The organism is Streptococcus sp. HMSC077D04, from assembly GCF_001808785.1.
In the GTDB taxonomy this organism is placed as follows: Bacteria; Bacillota; Bacilli; order Lactobacillales; family Streptococcaceae; genus Streptococcus; species Streptococcus mitis_BX.
On sequence record NZ_KV794536.1, the window covers coordinates 125,455 to 147,761 of the forward strand.

The window sequence follows — 22,307 nt, forward strand, 5'->3', positions numbered from 1 at the left end:
TTATTTGACGTAGACAACACCAAGTTTACCAAAAGCCACTTCCCCGCGAATAATCAAGGTTTTGCTGGTTGGGGCTACAGGAGCGTCTGCCTTGGCTGCACCAAAGGATGTTTCTACTTTCAAATCGACACGCCAGTGTTGTGGAACATAGACGGTTGCATTTCCGAAAGCCACTTCGATATTTAAAGTTGCAAAATCACCTAACATCTCTGCATTGTCATAGTAGATTTTTGCATTTCCAAAAGCAACTTCTACTTGGTCTTCTACAAGATCTTGATCTTGTTTATAGAAAGTCCCACTTCCAAAAGCAACTTCCTTATCTGTTAGAATGGTCTTTTCCCCATCATACCACCATTTTTTCCCGTTCCAAAACTTACTTGAGTGAGTGAGATAGCCAACACCTAGCACTGCTAAGATACTAGCCCAAAATAGAGACTGATTTGGGATAGGCAAAATGTTATAAAAATGATTTGCAATCATTAAGGCTACTAGAGCTGTAAAAACTGCTGATGTCAGGTGACGACGAAGCAAAGCCTCAACTGATTGGTAGGCAAAAAATCCAATACCAATCAAAGGCCAAATGTGCCCTCCCAGAGAAGGGATTCCAAAATTTCCTTGTAATAATATTAAAGCCGCCAATACTAGCAACACAATACCAAATGCTTTCTTTTTCATCTTCTTACCTCATGTTTCTTAGATTTTCTTTTAGGAGGGATTGATAGTGCCGCGACACGTGAACCTCCTTGTGGGTCTGATAAAAGGAAATAGTTCCTGTCCCTGAAAAGGACTTGTCAACCGAGTAAACCTGACGGATATTTGCAATAGTCGACTTGGATACCCGACTAAAATAGCGAGGAAGGATAGACTCTAACTCATAGAGTTTGAGCCGAACTTCGTAGGCATCTTTCTGGGTATGGGCGTAAATCTTGTTCCCCTCTGTTTCAAAGAAAAGAATTTCCGACAAGTCCAGATAATATTCACCCGTCCCCTTGTAAAAAATCAACCTAGGAGACTTGGACTCTTGCAAGAGCCGCTGTAAATCCGCAATCTCATCTGTCAAAGTCGCTGCCTTGATGATAATTTCAGTTTCCTCTAAATTGCTGTCAATTTCGATTCGTAACTTCATTCCATCTCCTTTCTGACTCTACTATATCAAAGCCAAAATAAGAAAACAAGAGCAAAAAAGCAAGTGGTTACTTTAGACTCGTAAGTGGTTGTAAGGCTACCTTAACTTACAGGTCAACATAGAAAGAAAAGCACACCCCACACAAGAGCACAAATATAACCAACCACTACATCCTTGGGATAATGCACTCCCCCTAAGACTCTTACTAGACCTAGGAAGGCTGATAAGGTCAAACAAATCATCCCCATAGTTAGACTAGCATGCAAGCAAGCCATGGAGATAATGGTTGCTGAAAAGACATGACGACTGGGCATAGACTGACCAGGACTATCTCTGTCAAGCAAGGGTTTAATAGCCCATTCCTCATAAGGCCTAGGAGTATTGATTTTCTTACGAAGAAAGGACAAAATCACAAAACCTGATGCAGGGATAAACAAATAGATCCCGACCTGTTTCCCAAATCCTTCTTGGAGATAGGCAGTGGCTAACAAGGTCAGATAAACTATAGGCATAACTACCGTCATGAAGCGATTGAAAGTTCTTAACAAGCTCAGAAGAAAGGGCTTATTTTCAATCTTACCAGCAACGTGGCCATACCATTCTTGATAAATTTTCATATATTTTCTCATCATTTACTCAAATTTTGCTTATAGGGAAGCACTTGTCTTCTAGTATAGTGCAGAAAAAGAAGGCCGTCAAGCCTTCTTTCGATTTATTCTTCTGCTTCATCTTCTGTAAACTGACTGTTGTAGAGGTCAGCGTAGAAACCAGCTTGCGCAATCAGCTCATCATGATTTCCTTGCTCGATGATATTGCCATCTTTCATAACCAGAATAAGATCCGCATTTCGGATAGTAGACAAGCGGTGGGCGATGACGAAGGACGTTCTGCCTTCCATCAAACGGTCCATGGCTTTCTGAATCAATTCCTCTGTACGGGTATCAACAGAAGAAGTCGCCTCATCTAGAATTAGGAGTGGCGCATCTTTCAACAAAGCACGAGCAATAGTTAAGAGTTGTTTTTGTCCGACAGACAAGGTTACTGTATCATCCAAGACAGTATCATAACCATCTGGCAGGGTCATGATAAAGTGGTGAATCCCCACAGCCTTGCTGGCTTCAATCACACGCTCATCACTAATACCTGTTTGGTTATAGATGAGATTGTCGCGAATGGTCCCTTCAAAGAGCCAAGTGTCCTGCAAGACCATTGAAAAGGCATCATGTACTTCCGAACGCTTCATCTCCTTGGTATCCACGCCATCGATGCGGATACTTCCTTTATCAATCTCATAAAACTTCATCAAAAGATTGACAATGGTTGTCTTCCCAGCTCCGGTCGGTCCCACAATGGCAACCTTTTGACCTGCATGAGCCGTCGCAGAAAAGTCATGGATAATAGTTCGCTCTGGTGTGTAACCAAAGGAGACTCGTTCAAAGACTACTTGACCTTTCATATCGCTCAATTGTCTTTCTTTATGGGATTCGTCTTCCATTTCCTCTTCAGCTAGGAATTCGAAGACACGTCCCATAGCTGCACTAGCCTGCTGAAGACTAGTAATCCCTTGGGCGATTTGCGAAAGAGGCTGAGAAAAGATACGAACGTAAGCCATAAAGGCAACGATAATCCCGATACTAATCTGCCCATTCAGAGCCAAGGCTGCACCAACGATAATTACCAAGGCATAGCTAAAGTTCCCAATAAACATCATAATCGGCATCATAATCCCTGAAATAAATTGAGATTTCCAGATACTATCATACAGACGATTGTTTAATTTCGCAAACTCTTCTTTCGTACTCTCGATGGCATTGTAACTGGTCACCACATTATGGCCAGAGTACATTTCCTCCACATAGCCATTGACAGCTGCCAAATCTTGTTGCTGACTCTTAAAGAAGCCCTGGGATTTGCCCATAAAGACGGACACGAAAGCAAATCCAACAAGAGTTGAAACAACCGTCACCAAGGCTAAAATCCAGTTCATCCCAAACATGGTTACCAAGACTGCTAAAACCAATAAACTAGATGAAAGAACTGTTCCCAGACTTTGATTAAGGGACTGGGCTGCAGTGTCAACGTCATTGGTTACACGAGACAAGGTATCTCCTTGAGAATGTCCATCAAAATACCCCAATGGAAGACGATTAATTTTCTCTGCAATCGCTGTTCTCAAACGCTCTGAAAAACGTTGTATGGCTGTTGTAAACAGAAAGGCTTGCAAATAATTTGATAGAAGCCCAATCACATAGATGACGGCCAAAAAACTACCAATAGCTGCAACCGCCGCGACATCCACACTTGTTTCCAAACCACTGGCAATAATATTAGTCATTTCCTTGATGCGGGTTGGACCATAAACAGTAATGATATTGGATAAGATTGTTGCTAGAAAGGCTATAAGAAGGGCAAACTGGAGACCTGCAAGATAGGGTTTACTCTGTTTCCAAAGAGACATTTTCTTATTTTCCATGTTCCAATTCCTCCTTCGATAGTTGTGAATAGGCAATTTCTTGGTAAACTTCGTTATTAGCTAGAAGTTCCTTGTGGGTGCCTTGTCCCACTACTTTTCCTTGATCCAAGACCAAAATCAAATCTGCATCCATAATCGTTGAAATACGCTGTGCAACGATAAGCTTGGTCATAGACTTGGTTTTCTCTGCTAGCTCTTGGCGTAGGACACGGTCTGTCTTGTAGTCCAAGGCTGAGAAGGAGTCATCAAAGATGAGGATTTCTGGCCTCCGAGCCAAGGCACGCGCAATGGCCAGACGCTGTCTTTGGCCGCCTGAGAAGTTGGTTCCTCCTTGGGCCACTTCTGACGATAAGCCCGCTTCCTTGTCTTCGATAAAGTTTTTAGACTGGGCCAATTCCAGAGCCTGCCACATAGCCTGCTCACTAAGCGGTGTTTCTTGACTCTGTCCAAAGTCTAAATTGCCTTTGACATCACCTGAAAAGAGAACCGCTTTCTGAGAAATATAACCAACCTTGTTGCGCAAATCTTCCAAGTCATAGTCTTGAACATTAACTCCGTCCACTAGAATTTCTCCTGCTGATACGTCATAAAAACGTGGAATCAGATTGACCAGAGTTGATTTACCAGAACCTGTTGACCCTATAAAGGCCACTGTTTGACCAGCTTCCGCTCTAAAGCTAACATGCTCGATAACTGGCTCCGAATTTGCCGCATAGCGGAAAGTCACATCCTTAAATTCGACCTGACCTTTGAGATTTTCATCAGCCAACTGCACTTGAGCAGGATTTTGGATAGAAGAATGCAAATCTAGAACCTGATTAATCCGCTTGGCAGAGACCATAGTTCGGGGAAGAACGATGAAGAGCGCCCCCATGAGAAGGAAGCCCATAACAACCTGCATGGCATAAGACATGAAAACAACCATGTCACTAAAGAGAGGCAGACGCGCTGTCGGAGCAGCATCGTTAATCACATAGGCACCAATCCAGTAAATCGCCACACTCAAACCACTTGAAATCCCCATCATGATGGGATTCAAAATGGCCATGAGACGATTGACAAACAAATTCAAGCGTGTCAGTTCATCATTTGCTGCTGCAAATTTTTCATCTTGGTACTTTTCAGCATTGTAGGCACGAACAACGCGAATACCTGTTAAACTCTCGCGAGTGATACTGTTCAGTTTATCAGTCAGACTTTGAATCAAGGACTGTTTTGGAAAGGCTAGTGTCATCAAAACGGTCGTCATCAAAACGTTGACAATCACTGCCACAAGTACAGCCCAGAGCCAGTATTCTGAATGACCTAAAATCTTCCCGATAGCCCAGATAGCCATAATTGGACCACGCGTAACCACTTGCAAGCCCATGGTGATCAGCATCTGAACTTGAGTAATATCATTAGTGGTACGAGTTAGGAGACTGGGAATAGAGAATTTCTTAATCTCTGTCTGTGAGTAGTCTAAAACTCGGTTAAAAATATCACTTCTCAGCCTACTAGTGTAAGAAGCAGCCACTCTGGATGCAAAAAATCCAACTGCGACTGCGGATAAGAAGGCTAGAAAGGACATGCCCACCATCATACCTGCTGGTTGCCATAACTCATCCAAATTGGTAGCCTGAGTTCCCAGTAAATCCGTGATTTTAGAGATATAGGTCGGCACTTCCAACTCTAGATAAACCGAAAAGCAGGTAAAGAGAATGGCTAGTAAAATCATCCCCCATTCTTTTCTACTAATTCGTTTTGCTAATTTCTTCATTATCTCCTCCTATTCTCTTGATATTTTCCTGTAATTGATTGAGGACTTTCTCAAAAATCAGTAATTCGCCTTCATCTACGTCTGCCAACAACTGCTTGTCTATTCGTTCAAAAAAAGCCTTAACCTGCTTCATTTGAGAACGTGCTTTGTCCGTCAAACGAACAAATTTTGCCCGCTTATCGCTAGGACTCGCCTCCAATTCCACTAAACCATTTTGCACCATACGCTTGACCAAATTACTAGCAACAGACTTGGTAATATTGAGTTCCTGCTCGATATCTTTAATCAAGACCAAGTCTTGGTTTTTCTCACGATTATCCAAAAAACGCACAACCTGACCTTGAGGCCCACCCATAAATTCAATACCACAACGTTTGGCTTCCTTTTGTACCATGAGGTGAATCTGATGACCAAAACGCTTAAAGACTAACATCGGTTTATCCATACTAACTCCTTTCTAACTATCACATTTAGTTCTCCTGGGAACTAAATAAGTTTTCATGAGAACTATTTTATCATTTTCAGAAAAGATGTCAAGAAAAAGTTTCCAAGAGAACTATTTTAGTTTAAATTGACATTAGGCAAGATTTTTTATATAATAAGTGCTCACTACTGTGGGTAGAAATCCATTCACTCAATGAAGGGAGAAAACTTTCAAATGAAACCAGAAGAACAAAGAGTTTTAGGAATCTTAGCAACCATTTTTGGAGCCATCGCACTTTTAGGATCCTGGATCCCGTTTATTAACTATCCATCGTTGTTCATCGGCATCGTCGCATTTATCTTGGGGATTATCGACCTTATCGTCAACCTCAAAAAACGGAAAACAATGGCTATTATCGGAACATCCCTGGCAGTTGCCTCTGTTGTACTTTTCTTTACGAGTCAGGTACTATACGCTGATGTCTACAAAGAGTATGCCAAGGAGTTTAACCGTTCCTACATGGATACGAGTGCCTCAATGGAACGCGAAGAAAAAAGCGGCTTGACAGACGATACCTCCGCCTGGACCCAAGAACAGTTCGACGCCTTAGTCGAAGGTGACCTTGACAACAAAGGAAAAGGTGGTACCAACTACGAGGATATTATCAGCAAACACGGAAAGCCAGATTCCGAGTTTGACTTCACTCTTGGGGGTTACGATACGAAAAAAATCACCTATATCTCCATTGGAGACAAGATTAAGACTGTTACCTTAACTTTTGCAAAAGATGACAATGGAGAGCTCCTGCTCGTCCAAAAACATGCAGTCGGTCTAGGTCTAGAAAAAAGCAAGCAACAAAACGATTCTGAAACCTGAGTCTAAGTTCAAATATCAAAAAAACGAACAGCTAGTAAAACTGTTCGTTTTTCTATTAGAATCCGTCTACGTTTGTGTAAATCTTTTGTACGTCTTCGTCGTCTTCAAGAACGCTGTAAAGTTTTTCAAAGGTTTCAAGGTCATCGCCTGACAATTCTACTTCTGACTGAGGAATCATTTCTAATTCTGTCACTTGGAACTCTTCAACGCCAGACTCACGGAGGGCAACGATAGCCTTATGAAGGTCAGTTGGAGCTGTGTAAACTGTGATTGTCCCTTCTTCTGCTTCTACATCGTCCACATCCACATCTGCTTCAAGCAATTGCTCAAAGACTGAGTCCGCATCTTCACCTGCAAATACAATAACACCCTTGTTATCGAAGAGGTATGAAACCGAACCTGAAGCACCCATGTTTCCGCCATTTTTACCAAAAGCTGCACGAACATTAGCCGCTGTACGGTTAACGTTTGAAGTCAAAGTATCCACGATTAACATAGAACCATTTGGTCCAAAACCTTCGTAACGTCCTTCTGTAAAGGTTTCGTCTGTGTTTCCTTTAGCCTTGTCCAAAGCCTTATCGATAACGTGTTTTGGCACTTGGGCTTGTTTAGCACGGTCGATAACGAATTTCAAGGCTGAGTTTGATTCTGGATCTGGATCACCTTTTTTAGCTGCTACATAGATTTCTACACCAAATTTTGCATATACTTTAGAGTTAGCTCCATCTTTAGCCGTTTTCTTGGCTACGATATTGGCCCATTTACGTCCCATTAGGAATCTCCTTTTTTCACATTTTAATCTTTCTTATTATAACACAAGTTTTTTCGATTTTCACTAGAGGAAATGGATTTTATTCAGTAAATCCAACTAGGATAGCACTTTGGTTGCCAAGATTTCCTTGCCTTCTTTTATCAAGGGGTGACGAAACAGTGAGAAATACAGTTGGATAGTCATGGCAACCCAGATTAGGGGTTCGCAAAGGATAACACCCTTATAGCCTGCCCAAGGAATAATCAAGACCACAAAAGCGATTTTTCCGATTAGTTCAATAAAGCTGGAAACCAGAGGAAGAACCTTTTGCCCCAAGCCCTGCAAGCAATTGCGATAAATCAACAAGAGACTCAAAATAGGATAAAAGGCTGAGCTGATTTGCAGGTAGAGACTACCATTTTCTACCAAGTAACCATCCGTTGAACTGGCCAAGAAGGAAACCAAGGCAGGACTGACAAAAAAGAGGAAGACACAAACAAAAACTGCCCAGGACATACTTAAGCGACTGCCGATTCTAAGACCTTGGACAATGCGGTCTGGGCGCTTAGCACCTAAATTCTGAGAAGCAAAGGTCGTCATCGAAGCAGAAATAGCGGTCATAGGAAGAAGGGCGAAAGCCATAATGCGTCGAGCTGCCGTCTGGGCACTAATAATCACTGCACCAAAGGTATTAACAGAAGACTGTAAAATCACACTGCCGATGGACACAATCGAACTCATCAAGCCCATAGCCAAACCTTGCTCCAAGAGATCCGCATATAAAGCCTTATTCCACTTAAAGTGTTTGAGTTGAGGAAGTAGCTCTGGCACACTTTTACGAATATAGTAAAAGCAGAGAACCGCTGATAAACCTTGCGAAATGATGGTAGCAAGTCCCGCCGATTGAACTCCCAGATGCAATTGCGTAATAAAATAGAGATCCAGAACCACATTAACCAAGGCAGAGAAAATCAGAAATCCAAGCGCTGCCAGACTGTCCCCAATGGATCTCAACAAACCTGCAAAGAGGTTATAAGCAAAGTTGACACCGACACAGGTCACAATCATAGAAATATATTGATAGGACTGGGGAAGAATTTCTGCAGGAATATCTAGGTATTGCAAGAGAGGATACAAACCAAGAAATCCCAGCAGCATAACTACAATACTCAAAAGAGCACCTAAAATCCAGGTGGCTGCTACTGCCTCCTTGATTTTAGTGAAATTCCGAGCTCCATAATAACGGGCAATGACAATTCCCATGCCATTGCCAACACCAAGAGTAAAACCTACAATCAGGTCAAAAATCGCTGTCGTCGCTCCTACTGCAGCTAAGGATTCTTGACCAAGAAATCGCCCAACAATCAAGACATCAGCAGTGTTATAGAGTTGCTGAAAGATATTAGACAGCAAGATTGGGAAGGCAAAACTCACAAGCGAGGGAAGAATAGGACCATGAATCAGGTCCACTGTTCGTTTTTTATTCATAAGGCTATTATATCAGCTTTCTAGAAGAGCGACAAGAAACAGCAAACTATAGGCAATATGAAATCTTGAACAAAGAATCGAAAAAGCAGTGGATTTCTCCACTACTTTGACAGCTTATTCTTCAATTTCGATTTCAAGCTCATCGCCTAGATCAAGTGTAACTTCTTCATTCACAGAGTCTACTTGAACTGCTTCATCTTTTTTGCTTTCAGCAGCTTCTTCTCCATCAATCAAACCAAATTGAACACGGACTTGATGGTCAATCTCATCAAATACTTCTGGGTTATCTGCCAAGTATTTCTTAGCATTTTCAGAACCTTGCCCAATTTTCTCATCCTTGTAAGAGTACCAAGCTCCTGCTTTTTTGATGATATCCAAATCGCTTGCGATTTTCAAGAGCTCACCAGTCTTAGAAATCCCTTCTCCGTACATGATTTCAACGAAGGCTTCCTTAAATGGTGGAGCCACCTTGTTTTTCACGACCTTGATTTTAGTTTCTTTACCGACATTGGTATCTTTTTGGTCACCAGTTCCCTTGATTTGCGTACTTCCACGAACATCCAAACGGACTGATGCGTAGAATTTCAGAGCACGTCCACCAGGAGTTGTTTCTGGATTTCCAAACATGACCCCAACTTTTTCACGCAATTGGTTGATAAAGATGGCAATTGTTTTGGTTTTATTGATAGAAGCACCGAGTTTACGCATAGCCTGGCTCATCATACGAGCCTGCAAACCAACGTGGCTATCTCCGATATCTCCATCAATTTCCGCGCGAGGGACAAGGGCAGCAACCGAGTCGACTACAACAAGATCCACAGCACCTGAGTCAATCAATTTTCCTGCAATCTCAAGACCTTGCTCTCCTGAGTCTGGTTGTGACAAGAGCAATTCGTCAATATTGACACCAAGAGCCGCAGCATAAGCTGGATCAAGGGCATGTTCCGCATCAATAAAGGCTGCAATCCCACCTTCTTTTTGTGCTTGCGCAACTGCATGAAGGGCAACCGTTGTCTTACCAGATGACTCTGGTCCGTAGATTTCAATGATACGTCCCTTAGGATAACCACCTGAACCAAGGGCAATGTCAAGAGCCAAAGAACCTGAACTCATCACTTGCACCTTTTGCTCTGCCCGTTCACCCAAACGCATGATTGAACCCTTACCAAAGTCTTTCTCAATCAATTTAAGAGCGTCATTCAAGGCTTTTTCACGTTCAGCCCCGAATTTTTTTGAAATTTCATCTAATTTTTTTGGTTTTTTCGCCATTCTATTCTCCTACATTCTAATGGTCCTCAGACCTATCTACTATTATATCAAAAGTTAGTCACTTAATAAAGCCTTGCGAACTAGGTTAAAGGCATGCATAACCGCAATGTGACGTACATCTGCTCGACTTCTGCCTCCAATATTGACCTTGATGACCTCAGTTCCATGCTCTTGAGCCAAGCCTATGAAAACTATCCCAGCTGGATGTCCTTCTAGGCTATCTGGTCCTGCCACTCCAGTCAAACTAAGGCCAAAATCAGACTGGGTCTTGATTCGTGCCTGCTCAGCCATCTTTTGAGCTGTAAATTCAGACACCACACCATGTTCTTCTAAATCCTTGACAGGAATATCCAACATCTTTGATTTTTCCTCCAAGCTATAGGTTACAAAACCACCCTTAAATATACTTGAAGCACCCGAAAAATCAGCTACGCTGGCTTGGAAAAGCCCTGCCGTCAAACTCTCTGCAGCCGTGATAATTTTCCCTTGTTTTTTCAGTTCTTCTACCACAATGCTAGCTAAACTAGTTTCTTCCCCATAACCATAACAAAGATCTCGTAAAGAAAGACCTTCAAAGGTCTGGCGACCTAAGATTTGATTTTCCAAGATATCCAGCACTTGATTCGCCTCTTCTTGGCTGCTAGCTTTTGTTGACAGACGCAGAGTGACTTCTCCTGTCTTAGCATAAGGGGCCAAGGTCGGATCTGTTTGATTATCAATCAAATCAGACAAAATCGTAACCAACTGGCTCTCGCCAATCCCAAAGAAACGAAGAACTCGGGAATGCAGCTTGCTCCCTGTCATCAACTTGGGTAGAAGTTGGTTTAAGACCATAGGCTTCAATTCACTTGGTGGACCTGGAAGGACGACGTAGGTCACTCCTTCGACTTCCAATATTCCTCCCACAGCCAGTCCTGTTTCATTTGGCAGTGGAATCGCTCCTTCTACAAGTTGAGCTTGTCTTTCGTTATTCGGTGTTCGGGCATAGTCTGGTCGCTGGGCAAAAAAGACATCTAACTTCTCCTGAGCCTGAGAATCAAAGACTAATTCTTTCCCTAAAAATTTAGCTAGGGTTTGTTTGGTCAAATCATCCTCAGTCGGCCCCAAACCACCTGTTAAAATCACCAGACTACTACGTTGACTGGCAATCTCAAGCAGGGATAAGAGACGAGCTTCATTGTCTCCTACAGCCGTCTGAAAATATACATCTACCCCAATCTCTGCTAGTTTTTCCGACAAAAACTGGGCATTGGTATTAACAATCTGTCCTGTCAAAATCTCTGTTCCAACAGCAATGATTTCTGCTTTCATGTTTCCTCCTACCTATCTATTCGTATTTTTTTGAAAAAATCGCAGGAAATTTCCCACGATTTCATTATTAATTTTGTTCTATTTCTACACTTGAAGCATTCGTTGGTGTAGCAGTTCTTCCAAGAATTGCTTCGTATAACACAGCATTGGTTTCTACTTCAGTTACTTCCTCTTTACCTAGTGAACGACGTAAGAGATTTTGCATTTCTAACATATGCTCAGTTGTAACAATCTGGTAAGAAATGCCCTGCAGTTCAGCATCTTCTCCTCGCAATTGATGTGTTTCAATATTCTTGAAGGAATCTTGATAACCAAGTAATTGTGGAATACTTTTCGCTGATAAATCAATGTTGGTCTGCATATTGGTACTTAGGGCTTTTAAGATAGACTGATAGTGACTAACACTATTCAAGCTAAGAACTTTTTCAACAACCTTTTGAATGACTTCACGCTGACGCTTCTGACGTCCGTAGTCCCCTTCTGGATCTTGGTAGCGCATGCGAGAATAAACAAGCGCTTCTTCACCATTTAGAGTTTGCTGTCCAACACCAATGGAAATTTTATTAAATTCTTCCTGGTCAGTAATCGAAATTGGAAAACCGAGTGTATTATTTACAGTCACCCCGCCAACTGCATCAACCAATTGTTGCAGCCCCTGCATATTCACCATAACGTAACGATCGATATGAATATTCATCATTTTCTGGATAGTTGAGATTGCCAATTCCGCACCACCACCAGCGTAGGCGGCATTTAGTTTAGCTTCCTCAACACTACCATCTTTATGCTGAATTTTAGTCAAGATATCACGTTCCAAACTCAACATCGTTGTTTTTTTCGTATGCGGATTAACCGTTAAGAGAATCATGGAATCACTATTTCCCTCCCAAGGGTCAGTTCGTTCTACGTTTCCAGTATCAACCCCCATTAAAAGGATCGTTAAGGGTTCAGTCGCCTCAATAACATTGGTTTCTTCCCCTATTTTTTTATAGGTCTTTGATAAGGTTTGTGTGCCTTGCTGATAAATGGTATAAGCAAAAACACCGACACCCAAAACTGTCACAGCTAGAAAAACTAGCACCATTCCAATAATTTTTTTTACCATATTACTATCAATCTATCAGTCTACCCATCAGGTAAACATCTATAAATTTCCCTTCTTCTATGTACGCACCGCGATCTTGTCTACCTTCAATGACAAAACCATTCTTTTGATATAAATGAACTGCAGCCTGATTACGAGTTTGAACAGTGAGTTGAAGTCTACGAAGAATGCCACTAGCCTGCGCCCATTCTACAACTTCTTCAAGTAACAAACTCCCCAGTCCATTATTCCAATACTTCTTACCAATCACAATGAAGAGATCTCCAATATGCTGAACTCTCTTGCGCTGGTCAGCTGTAATATTTACAATACCAGCAATTTCATCATTCAGCAAGGCTAGTAAAGTGATTTGATTTTCTGAATGAGCCTGTTTATCCAAAAACAACTCCATCTCAGTATCTGTCATCAAAATGCCATCCCTGTCCAGACTGGTAAAATCTGTTTCTACACTGACACGATTTAAAAATGATACTAACTCAGCCGCATCTTCAACTTCTGCTTCCCTAATGAGCAACTCATACTCCATGTTGAAGCTCCTCTAAGAGTTTTTCTGCACGTAAACCCTTTGCTTGGAAATTCAGCCTGCGACCGTCTTCTTCTTTTAGAATTTCCAATTCTAAATAAGTATCTGGTAAGGCATCACCTAAAAGATGTCCCCACTCGATGACAGTCACCCCGCCACCAAAGAGAAACTCATCTAAATCAATAGAATCAGCATCCCCCTCAATGCGGTAAACATCTAAATGATAAAGAGGAAGACGACCTTCATACTCTCTTACGATAGTGTAGGTTGGACTCTTAATCATCTGAGTAATCTGTAATCCTTTAGCAAGACCTTTTGTAAAGGTCGTTTTGCCTGCTCCAAGTTCTCCAGTTAGAATTAAGACATCATTCTTTTCTAATAAATAGCCCAAACGTTCCCCTAAGGACTGTAACTCTTCTTCGTTTTTAGTGTACATGTTTCTATTATACCAAAAACTTGTTCTTTGTCTAGGTATTATCTCTGAATTCCATATTATGAATTAAAAACTTGAGCCAGTCCTTGTTATGATCTTAAAATAGGAACAGTAAAAAGACAACTAACAAGATATCTCTCATCAAATGACTGTAAAATGAAACTTCCCAACGAATGACTTTTGGCACCAACAGTTCTAGAAATAGCATTCCCAAGGCAATATAAAAGGTCATGGATAATAGCATCCAAGGATTTCTGAGAAAGATTAGAATAGCTAATCCACTAATAAAACACATTTCCTTCTTTCCAAAAATCTTTTTCAATCCATTTACATACTTCTGAATCGGCAGAAAAACTAACAAATCAATACCAAATAAGAAAAAGAAACTCGGTAGAAAGGCTTCCACACCCCCTTCTACGGATGTATTTCCTGCAAGGATATGCTCTATGACAATTAAAGCTAAACCCAAAATATTTACTAATAGCAAGAGACTATACAAGAATTGTTGCTTATCTTCCTTAAAAACTGAATAAGATTGATTTCCCTGCCCTCTATAGTAGTTTATCCCTGCCCCAATACTGGCAAGGAGCAACATACCTACTAAATAATAGAAGCAGTTTTGATTTAACATCAAGGCCCAAGTCGATAAACTTAAACAAGAACAGCTACTAATACCAAAAACTGTCAGCAATAACAAAATACGAATTTGCTTTTTCATTTTTTCCATCATTCTTCCTCCCTTACTTGCTCTTATTATAGGCTAGAAATCCTCCCCATTGCTAGAATATTTCTCAACTGTCAGTTTTCTACTCTAAAATGCAAAAAAGTTTGATGCAAGTAACCCTTACATCAAACTTTTACTACTTTCCGTCAAACCAAAGAGTAATTTCTCGCTTAGCTGACTCTTCTGAATCTGAACCATGCACAACATTTTGAATAGCTTGATTTTCACTAGCAGCTTTTGCAAAATCACCTCGAATAGTTCCTGGTAAAGCTTCTTCTGGACGAGTAGCACCCATCATGGTCCGCCAAGTTTCAATTACTTTGGGACCAGAAATGATACCTACAAGAACTGGGCCTGAAGTCATGAATTCACGAATCGGTGGGTAAAAACTTTGACCAACCAAGTCCTGATAGTGCTGATCAATCAACTCTTCTGAAACCTGTGAACGCAACTCCAATTTTTCGATTATAAATCCACGTTGTTCGATGCGTTTCAACACTTCACCTACTAATCCTCTTTTTACACCATCCGGTTTAATGATAAAGAATGTTTGTTCCATACCCGTCTCCTTTGTCAGCTTCTTTCTTTTATTTTACCACATTTCATGGAAAAATGGAGAAAGTTTTCAGAAAAGAGAAAGAGAACCCGAAGGCTCTCTCATTCTCTCTTATTCTACTGTTTCTTCCACAGTTTCAACGGCAGTGTCCACAACTACTTCTGTTGTCTCTTCATTTCCTTCTTCCTCTACTGGAGGATTAAGGTATTCTTCTTCGTTGATAGCTTGTGGTTCAAGGTTACGGTAACGGGCCATACCAGTACCTGCTGGGATGATCTTACCGATGATAACATTTTCTTTAAGTCCAAGGAGATGATCTTTCTTACCACGGATAGCCGCATCAGTAAGGACACGAGTTGTTTCCTGGAAGGAAGCCGCTGACAAGAAACTGTTGGTTTCAAGTGAGGCTTTGGTAATTCCCATAAGGACTGGTCGACCAGTCGCTGGAACTCCACCTGCGATAAGGACATCTTTGTTGGCATCTGTAAAGTCATTGATATCCATAAGGGTACCCATGAGAAGATCTGTGTCACCTGGATCCATGACACGGACTTTACGAATCATTTGACGAACCATTACCTCGATGTGTTTGTCACCGATTTCTACCCCTTGGCTACGGTAAACTTTTTGTACTTCACCGAGAAGGTAAGTTTCAACTGACAAGACATCACGGACTGCAAGGAGACGTTTTGGTTGGATAGAACCTTCTGTAAGAGCGGCACCACGCGCTACTTGGTCCCCAACTTCAACACGCATACGAGCTGTAAATGGAACGACATATTCACCTTCGCCAGTTTCACCTTTAACAAAGACTTTCTTGGTACGAGTTGATGCATCTTCTTCGATAGCTGTAACTTGTCCTTTAACCTCTGTGATAACCGCTTCCCCTTTAGGATTGCGGGCTTCAAAGATTTCTTGGACACGAGGAAGACCCTGAGTGATATCGGTATTTGAGGCAACCCCACCCGTGTGGAAGGTACGCATTGTAAGCTGTGTACCAGGTTCCCCGATAGATTGGGCAGCGATTGTACCAACTGCTTCACCAACTTCAACCGCATCACCAGTCGCCAAGTTGATACCATAACAGTGACGACAGACACCATGACGAGTGTTACATGTAAATACAGAGCGGATAGTCACTTCTTCGATTGCATTTACAAGTTCACCATCTTCATTCTTGATCTTAAGATTTGCAATTTCAGCAGCTTTTTCTTCTGTGATCAACTCATTTGGACCGATAATAACTGCACCAGTTTCTGGATGTTTAACAGTTTTCTTAGTGTAACGACCGATAAGACGTTCTTCGAGCGACTCGATCATCTCTTTTCCTTCTGCGATAGAGCGAATCAAAAGACCACGGTCAGTTCCACAGTCGTCCTCACGGATGATAACATCTTGGGCAACGTCAACCAAACGACGAGTCAAGTAACCTGAGTCGGCTGTCTTAAGGGCCGTATCGGTCATACCTTTACGAGCACCGTGAGTTGAGAAGAACATTTCGAGTACTGACAAACCTTCGCGGAAGTTTGAAAGGATTGGCAATTCCATGATACGTCCGTTAGGAGCAGCCATCAGACCACGCATACCGGCAAGCTGTGAGAAGTTTGAGATGTTACCACGGGCTCCAGAGTCCATCATCATAACGATTGGGTTCTTAGGATCTTGGTTGGCAATCAAGCGTTTCTCAAGTTTTTCACGGGCAGCACGCCATTCAGCTGTAACGGCATTGTAACGCTCGTCGTCTGTGATCATACCGCGACGGAATTGTTTGGTGATTTGTTCTACACGTTTGTGTGATTCTTCAATGATTTCAGCTTTGTCATCAACGACTGGGATATCGGCAATACCCACTGTCAATCCTGCAAGAGTTGAGTGATGGTAACCGAGGTTCTTCATACGGTCAAGTAGGGCAGAAGTTTCTGTCGTACGGAAACGTTTGAAGATTTCAGCGATGATATTTCCAAGGTTTTTCTTCTTGAATGGAGGGTTAAGTTCAAGATTGCTGATTGCTTCCTTGATATCTCCACCAAGTGGCAAGAAGTATTTAGCTGGAACGCCTTCTGTCAAGTTGGCATTGTTTGGTTCTTGCAAGTATGGTAGACCCTCTGGCATAATGTCGTTGAAGAGGATTTTACCAACTGTTGTAAGCAAGACCTTGTGTTTTTGCTCTTCTGTCCAAGGCTTGTTGAGGCTGTCTGTTGCGATACCAACACGTGAGTGGAGGTGAACATAACCATTACGGTAAGCCATAACCGCTTCGTCACGGTCTTTGAAGACCATTCCTTCACCTTCACGACCAGCTTCTTCCATTGTCAAGTAGTAGTTACCCAAAACCATGTCCTGAGATGGAGTAACAACTGGTTTACCATCTTTCGGGTTCAAGATATGCTCAGCAGCTAGCATCAAGATACGAGCTTCTGCCTGAGCTTCTTCTGAAAGCGGTACGTGGATGGCCATTTGGTCCCCATCAAAGTCAGCATTGTAGGCTTCACAGACAAGCGGGTGCAAGCGAAGGGCCTTACCATCAATCAAGACTGGCTCGAAGGCTTGGATACCCAAACGGTGAAGGGTCGGTGCACGGTTCAAAAGCACTGGGTGTTCTTTGATCACTTCTTCAAGGATATCCCATATACGCTCATCTCCGCGTTCCACCAAGCGTTTAGCTGCTTTGACGTTTTGCACGATATCACGAGCGACAATTTCACGCATCACGAATGGTTTAAAGAGCTCGATTGCCATTTCACGTGGCACACCACATTGGTACATCTTAAGAGTTGGACCAACGGCGATAACGGAACGTCCTGAGAAGTCAACACGTTTACCGAGCAAGTTTTGACGGAAGCGTCCTTGTTTACCTTTAAGCATGTGGCTCAATGATTTAAGAGGACGGCTACCTGGTCCTGTGATTGGACGACCACGACGACCATTGTCAATCAAAGCGTCAACTGCTTCTTGAAGCATACGCTTCTCATTTTGAACGATGATACCTGGTGCATTCAACTCAAGCAAACGAGCCAAACGGTTGTTACGGTTGATAACACGGCGGTAAAGGTCATTCAAGTCAGATGAGGCAAAACGGCCACCATCCAACTGCAACATTGGACGAAGATCTGGTGGAATAACCGGAAGGATGTTGAGAATCATCCATTCAGGTTTGTTTCCAGACTTGTAAAAGGCATCCAAAACATCCAAACGACGGATGGCTTTGACACGTTTTTGTCCAGTTGCTGTTTTCAACTCTTCTTTGAGTTCAGCAATTTCTTTTTCAAGATCTACTTGTTTTAAAAGGTCTTGGATAGCTTCGGCACCCATCTTGGCAACGAATGATCCATAACCATACTCACGCAAGCGCTCACGGTATTCGCGCTCTGTCATGATAGACTTGTGCTCAAGTGGTGTATCCTTAGGATCAATCACCACATAAGCTGCAAAGTAGATAACTTCCTCGAGGGCACGAGGGCTCATATCAAGGGTCAAGCCCATACGGCTTGGAATCCCCTTGAAATACCAGATGTGAGATACAGGAGCTTTCAACTCAATGTGCCCCATACGCTCACGACGAACTTTCGTACGCGTTACTTCAACCCCACAACGGTCACAAACAATTCCTCTATAACGAATGCGTTTGTACTTACCACAAGCACATTCCCAGTCTTTTGTAGGACCAAAGATCACTTCATCAAAGAGTCCTTCACGTTCTGGTTTCAAGGTACGGTAATTGATTGTTTCAGGTTTTTTAACTTCTCCATAAGACCATGAACGGACTTTGCTTGGAGAAGCTAGGGTGATTTGCATACTTTTAAAACGATTTACATCAACCACTATTTCTTCCCTTTCTATTCTAAGTGAACTGCTTATTCTTGTTCAGCAGCTTCTTCTGTTGCTTCCGCTTTTGCTGCTTTCTCAGCTTCTTCAGCTTCAAAGGCTGCTTTAGCCTCTTGGGCTGCTTTTTCGCGGGCTTTTTCAAGGTCATCTACGTGGATGACATCTTCGTCCATTCCTTCATCCAAGTCGCGAAGTTCCACTTCTTGGTCATCTTCGTCTAGGACACGCATGTCAAGACCAAGAGATTGCAATTCTTTGACAAGAACTCGGAAGGATTCTGGAACACCTGGTTTTGGAATTGGTTTTCCTTTTGTAATAGCTTCATAGGCTTTCAAACGTCCGTTGATATCGTCAGACTTGTAAGTCAAGATTTCTTGAAGAACATTTGACGCACCGTAGGCTTCAAGAGCCCAAACCTCCATCTCACCGAAACGTTGTCCACCAAACTGAGCTTTACCTCCGAGTGGTTGTTGGGTAACAGTTGAGTAAGGTCCGACTGAACGAGCGTGCAATTTATCATCAACCATGTGGTGGAGTTTGATCATGTACATGACTCCGACAGAAACACGGTTATCAAACGGTTCCCCAGTACGTCCATCGTAAAGGATTGTTTTGGCATCGCTATCCATACCAGCTTCTTTAACAGTTGACCAAAGGTCTTCAGAACTTGCTCCGTCAAAGACAGGTGTTGCGATGTGAATACCAAGAGTACGAGCAGCCATACCAAGGTGGAGCTCCATAACCTGACCGATATTCATACGTGATGGCACCCCAAGTGGGTTCAACATGATATCGACTGGAGTTCCATCTGGAAGGTAAGGCATGTCTTCTACAGGAACGATACGAGAGACAACCCCTTTGTTTCCGTGACGTCCGGCCATCTTATCTCCGACCTTGATCTTACGCTTTTGAGCGATGTAGACGCGAACCAGCATATTAACACCTGATTGCAACTCATCTCCATTTGCACGTGTAAAGATCTTAACATCACGAACGACACCATCGGCACCGTGTGGTACACGAAGAGAAGTATCACGCACTTCACGAGATTTATCTCCGAAGATAGCGTGCAAGAGGCGTTCTTCAGCTGAAAGGTCTTTCTCACCCTTAGGTGTTACTTTACCTACAAGAATATCGCCTTCTTTAACCTCAGCACCGATACGGATAATACCCATTTCGTCAAGGTCTTTAAGGGCATCTTCACCAACGTTTGGAATTTCACGAGTAATTTCTTCAGGCCCAAGCTTTGTATCGCGCGTTTCTGATTCGTATTCTTCAAGGTGGACAGATGTGTAGACATCATCTTTCACCAAGCGTTCGCTCATGATAACAGCATCCTCGAAGTTGTAACCTTCCCAAGTCATGTAGGCAACGATTGGGTTTTGTCCAAGCGCCATTTCTCCATTTTCCATAGAAGGTCCGTCAGCAATGAAATCGCCTTTTTCAACGACATCGCCAACTTTTACGAGAGTGCGTTGGTTGTAAGCAGTACCTGAGTTTGAACGACGGAATTTTTGGATGTGGTAAACGTCCAATGAACCATCTTCACGACGAACTTCTACCTTGTCAGCATCTGCATAGGTAACTTTACCGTCGTACTGAGCAATCACAGCAGCTCCTGAATCGTGGGCTGCCTGATATTCCATACCAGTACCAACGTAAGGTGCTTTAGGATTAATCAATGGCACAGCCTGACGTTGCATGTTGGCTCCCATGAGGGCACGGTTGGAGTCATCGTTTTCCAAGAAAGGAATACATGCTGTCGCAACGGCAACTACCTGTTTTGGTGATACGTCCATATAGTCAACAACATTAGCTGGATACTCTTGGTTGACCCCTTGGTGACGTCCCATGACAACTTTCTCAGCAAATGTTCCATCTTCATTCAGACGAGAATTAGCCTGTGCTACAGTAAATTCATCTTCTTCATCGGCTGTCAACCAAACAATTTCGTTCGTAACAACACCTGTTTCACGGTCAACTTTACGGTATGGTGTTTGAACAAAACCATATTTGTTCAAGTGCCCGTAAGATGACAAGTTATTGATCAAACCGATGTTAGGTCCTTCAGGTGTCTCGATTGGACACATACGACCATAGTGAGTGTAGTGCACGTCACGTACTTCATATCCAGCACGGTCACGTGTCAAACCACCAGGTCCTAAGGCTGACAAACGGCGTTTGTGAGACAACTCAGAAAGTGGGTTGTGTTGGTCCATGAACTGTGACAACTGTGATGAACCAAAGAATTCTTTAACCGCAGCTGTTACAGGACGGATGTTGATGATTTGTTGTGGTGTCAAGACTTCGTTGTCCTGAACAGACATACGTTCACGGACATTACGTTCCATACGAGAAAGTCCAAGACGTACTTGGTTGGCAAGCAATTCACCAACGGCACGGATACGACGGTTTCCAAGGTGGTCGATATCATCTACACGACCAAGTCCTTCAGCCAAATTGAGGAAGTAGCTCATTTCAGCAAGGATATCTGCAGGAGTGACGATACGAACCTTGTCATCTGGATTGGCATTACCAATAATAGTTACGACGCGGTCTGGATCAGTTGGAGCAACAACCTTGAATTTTTGAAGAACAACTGGCTCAGTCACAACCGCTGCATCATTTGGAATGTAGACAATCTTGTTCAAGTCGCCATCCAAATAGCTTTCGATGCTTTCAATCACACTACGAGTCATGATTGTTCCAGCTTCTACCAAGATTTCTCCTGTTTCAGGGTCTACCAATGGCTCAGCAATGGTTTGGTTGAGCAAGCGTGTTTTAACATTGAGTTTTTTATTGATCTTGTAACGACCAACTGCTGCTAGGTCATAGCGACGTGGGTCAAAGAAACGAGCCACAAGCAAGCTACGTGAACTTTCAGCAGTCTTAGGCTCACCTGGACGAAGGCGTTCGTAAATTTCTTTCAAAGCTTCGTCGGTACGAGAGTCCATTGGGTTCTTATGAATATCTTTTTCAACAGTGTTGCGAACCAATTCGCTATCACCAAAGATATCAAAGATTTCATCATCACCTGAGAAACCAAGCGCACGAACCAAAGTTGTAAATGGAATCTTACGAGTACGGTCGATACGAGTGTAGGCAATATCTTTTGAGTCGCTTTCAAGTTCCAACCAAGCTCCACGGTTAGGGATAACAGTTGACCCGTAGCCCACTTTACCGTTTTTATCAACTTTATCGTTAAAGTAAACACCTGGTGAGCGGACCAACTGAGATACGATGATACGTTCACCACCATTGATGATGAAAGTACCCATTTCAGTCATGATTGGGAAATCACCAAAGAAAACTTCTTGGGTTTTGATTTCGCCTGTTTCTTTATTGATCAAGCGGAAGGTTACAAAAATTGGTGCTGAGTAGCTAGCATCGTGAATACGAGCTTCTTCTAGCGTATATTTTGGTTCCTTGATTTCATATCCAACAAATTCCAACTCCATTGTGTCTGTGAAGTTTGAAATTGGCAATACATCTTCAAACACTTCCTTCAGACCATGGTCTAGGAAATCTTTGAATGAGTCAGTTTGAATTTCAATCAAATTTGGTAAGTCAAGAACTTCTTTGATTCTTGAAAAACTACGACGGGTACGATGTTTCCCGTATTGAACGTCATGTCCTGCCAAGATGATTCTCCTTTGTAAATAAG

The 22,307-nt window shown here is 42.5% G+C and carries 18 protein-coding genes; 1 reads left to right on the top strand and 17 read right to left on the bottom strand.

The genetic code is table 11. The features are described from left to right. The 6 genes from HMPREF2701_RS05495 to HMPREF2701_RS05520 all read right to left on the bottom strand — a co-directional run bounded on the left by HMPREF2701_RS05495 (position 1) and on the right by HMPREF2701_RS05520 (position 5,803). A complete protein-coding gene (locus HMPREF2701_RS05495; RefSeq protein ID WP_033682352.1) occupies positions 1 to 675 on the bottom strand; it encodes a LiaF transmembrane domain-containing protein in 675 nt (224 codons plus the stop codon). Between the two features lie 4 nt (positions 676 to 679). Further along, a complete protein-coding gene (locus HMPREF2701_RS05500) occupies positions 680 to 1,126 on the bottom strand; it encodes a LytTR family DNA-binding domain-containing protein (RefSeq protein ID WP_049510939.1) in 447 nt (148 codons plus the stop codon). Between the two features lie 113 nt (positions 1,127 to 1,239). Beyond that, on the bottom strand, positions 1,240 to 1,743 hold the full coding sequence (locus tag HMPREF2701_RS05505; RefSeq protein ID WP_049487436.1) for a phosphatase PAP2 family protein: 504 nt from the start codon (positions 1,741 to 1,743) through the stop codon (positions 1,240 to 1,242). A 95-nt stretch (positions 1,744 to 1,838) separates the two neighbouring features. Continuing rightward, the gene (locus tag HMPREF2701_RS05510; RefSeq protein WP_061589592.1) at positions 1,839 to 3,599 is read right to left on the bottom strand and encodes an ABC transporter ATP-binding protein; all 1,761 of its coding nucleotides are present in this window, start codon (positions 3,597 to 3,599) and stop codon (positions 1,839 to 1,841) included. Continuing rightward, on the bottom strand, positions 3,589 to 5,358 hold the full coding sequence (locus HMPREF2701_RS05515) for an ABC transporter ATP-binding protein (RefSeq protein WP_061589593.1): 1,770 nt from the start codon (positions 5,356 to 5,358) through the stop codon (positions 3,589 to 3,591). The genes HMPREF2701_RS05510 and HMPREF2701_RS05515 overlap by 11 nt, the downstream gene beginning before the upstream one ends. Further along, the gene (locus tag HMPREF2701_RS05520; RefSeq protein WP_061589594.1) at positions 5,333 to 5,803 is read right to left on the bottom strand and encodes a MarR family winged helix-turn-helix transcriptional regulator; all 471 of its coding nucleotides are present in this window, start codon (positions 5,801 to 5,803) and stop codon (positions 5,333 to 5,335) included. Before HMPREF2701_RS05520 ends, HMPREF2701_RS05515 begins: the two co-directional genes overlap by 26 nt. A gap of 213 nt (positions 5,804 to 6,016) precedes the next feature. Here HMPREF2701_RS05520 and HMPREF2701_RS05525 point away from each other — a divergent pair, with 213 nt between their 5' ends. Beyond that, a complete protein-coding gene (locus HMPREF2701_RS05525; protein WP_061589595.1) occupies positions 6,017 to 6,658 on the top strand; it encodes a CD20-like domain-containing protein in 642 nt (213 codons plus the stop codon). A gap of 55 nt (positions 6,659 to 6,713) precedes the next feature. On the opposite strand, the gene HMPREF2701_RS05530 is transcribed toward HMPREF2701_RS05525, so the two are convergent. The 11 genes from HMPREF2701_RS05530 to rpoB form a co-directional block, all read right to left on the bottom strand. Continuing rightward, positions 6,714 to 7,430 carry a YebC/PmpR family DNA-binding transcriptional regulator gene (locus tag HMPREF2701_RS05530; RefSeq protein ID WP_061589596.1) on the bottom strand — a complete coding sequence of 239 codons (717 nt, stop codon included), beginning with the start codon at positions 7,428 to 7,430 and terminating at the stop codon, positions 6,714 to 6,716. Positions 7,431 to 7,526: 96 nt separating this feature from the next. Beyond that, positions 7,527 to 8,897: an MATE family efflux transporter gene (locus HMPREF2701_RS05535; protein WP_070482403.1), complete on the bottom strand. Its 1,371-nt coding sequence runs from the start codon at positions 8,895 to 8,897 to the stop codon at positions 7,527 to 7,529. Between the two features lie 114 nt (positions 8,898 to 9,011). After that, entirely contained in the window at positions 9,012 to 10,166 is a 1,155-nt protein-coding gene (recA, locus tag HMPREF2701_RS05540) for a recombinase RecA (protein ID WP_070482405.1), read from the bottom strand. A 54-nt stretch (positions 10,167 to 10,220) separates the two neighbouring features. After that, positions 10,221 to 11,477: a competence/damage-inducible protein A gene (locus HMPREF2701_RS05545; protein ID WP_070482407.1), complete on the bottom strand. Its 1,257-nt coding sequence runs from the start codon at positions 11,475 to 11,477 to the stop codon at positions 10,221 to 10,223. Positions 11,478 to 11,544: 67 nt separating this feature from the next. After that, on the bottom strand, positions 11,545 to 12,582 hold the full coding sequence (gene brpA, locus HMPREF2701_RS05550; protein ID WP_070482409.1) for a glycopolymer--peptidoglycan transferase LytR: 1,038 nt from the start codon (positions 12,580 to 12,582) through the stop codon (positions 11,545 to 11,547). 7 nt (positions 12,583 to 12,589) lie between these two features. Continuing rightward, positions 12,590 to 13,108: a GNAT family N-acetyltransferase gene (locus HMPREF2701_RS05555; protein ID WP_061589600.1), complete on the bottom strand. Its 519-nt coding sequence runs from the start codon at positions 13,106 to 13,108 to the stop codon at positions 12,590 to 12,592. After that, positions 13,098 to 13,541, bottom strand: a complete 444-nt coding sequence (gene tsaE / locus HMPREF2701_RS05560) for a tRNA (adenosine(37)-N6)-threonylcarbamoyltransferase complex ATPase subunit type 1 TsaE (RefSeq protein ID WP_049487427.1) — start codon at positions 13,539 to 13,541, stop codon at positions 13,098 to 13,100. Before tsaE ends, HMPREF2701_RS05555 begins: the two co-directional genes overlap by 11 nt. A 94-nt stretch (positions 13,542 to 13,635) precedes the next feature. Further along, the gene (locus HMPREF2701_RS05565; protein ID WP_225902294.1) at positions 13,636 to 14,268 is read right to left on the bottom strand and encodes a competence protein; all 633 of its coding nucleotides are present in this window, start codon (positions 14,266 to 14,268) and stop codon (positions 13,636 to 13,638) included. A 130-nt stretch (positions 14,269 to 14,398) separates the two neighbouring features. Further along, positions 14,399 to 14,821, bottom strand: coding sequence for a nucleoside-diphosphate kinase (gene ndk / locus HMPREF2701_RS05570; protein ID WP_049510948.1), 423 nt, complete (start codon positions 14,819 to 14,821; stop codon positions 14,399 to 14,401). A gap of 108 nt (positions 14,822 to 14,929) precedes the next feature. After that, positions 14,930 to 18,640, bottom strand: coding sequence for a DNA-directed RNA polymerase subunit beta' (rpoC, locus tag HMPREF2701_RS05575; protein ID WP_061589601.1), 3,711 nt, complete (start codon positions 18,638 to 18,640; stop codon positions 14,930 to 14,932). A gap of 32 nt (positions 18,641 to 18,672) precedes the next feature. Next, the gene (gene rpoB, locus HMPREF2701_RS05580) at positions 18,673 to 22,284 is read right to left on the bottom strand and encodes a DNA-directed RNA polymerase subunit beta (RefSeq protein WP_070482412.1); all 3,612 of its coding nucleotides are present in this window, start codon (positions 22,282 to 22,284) and stop codon (positions 18,673 to 18,675) included. Between the last annotated feature and the right edge of the window lie 23 nt (positions 22,285 to 22,307).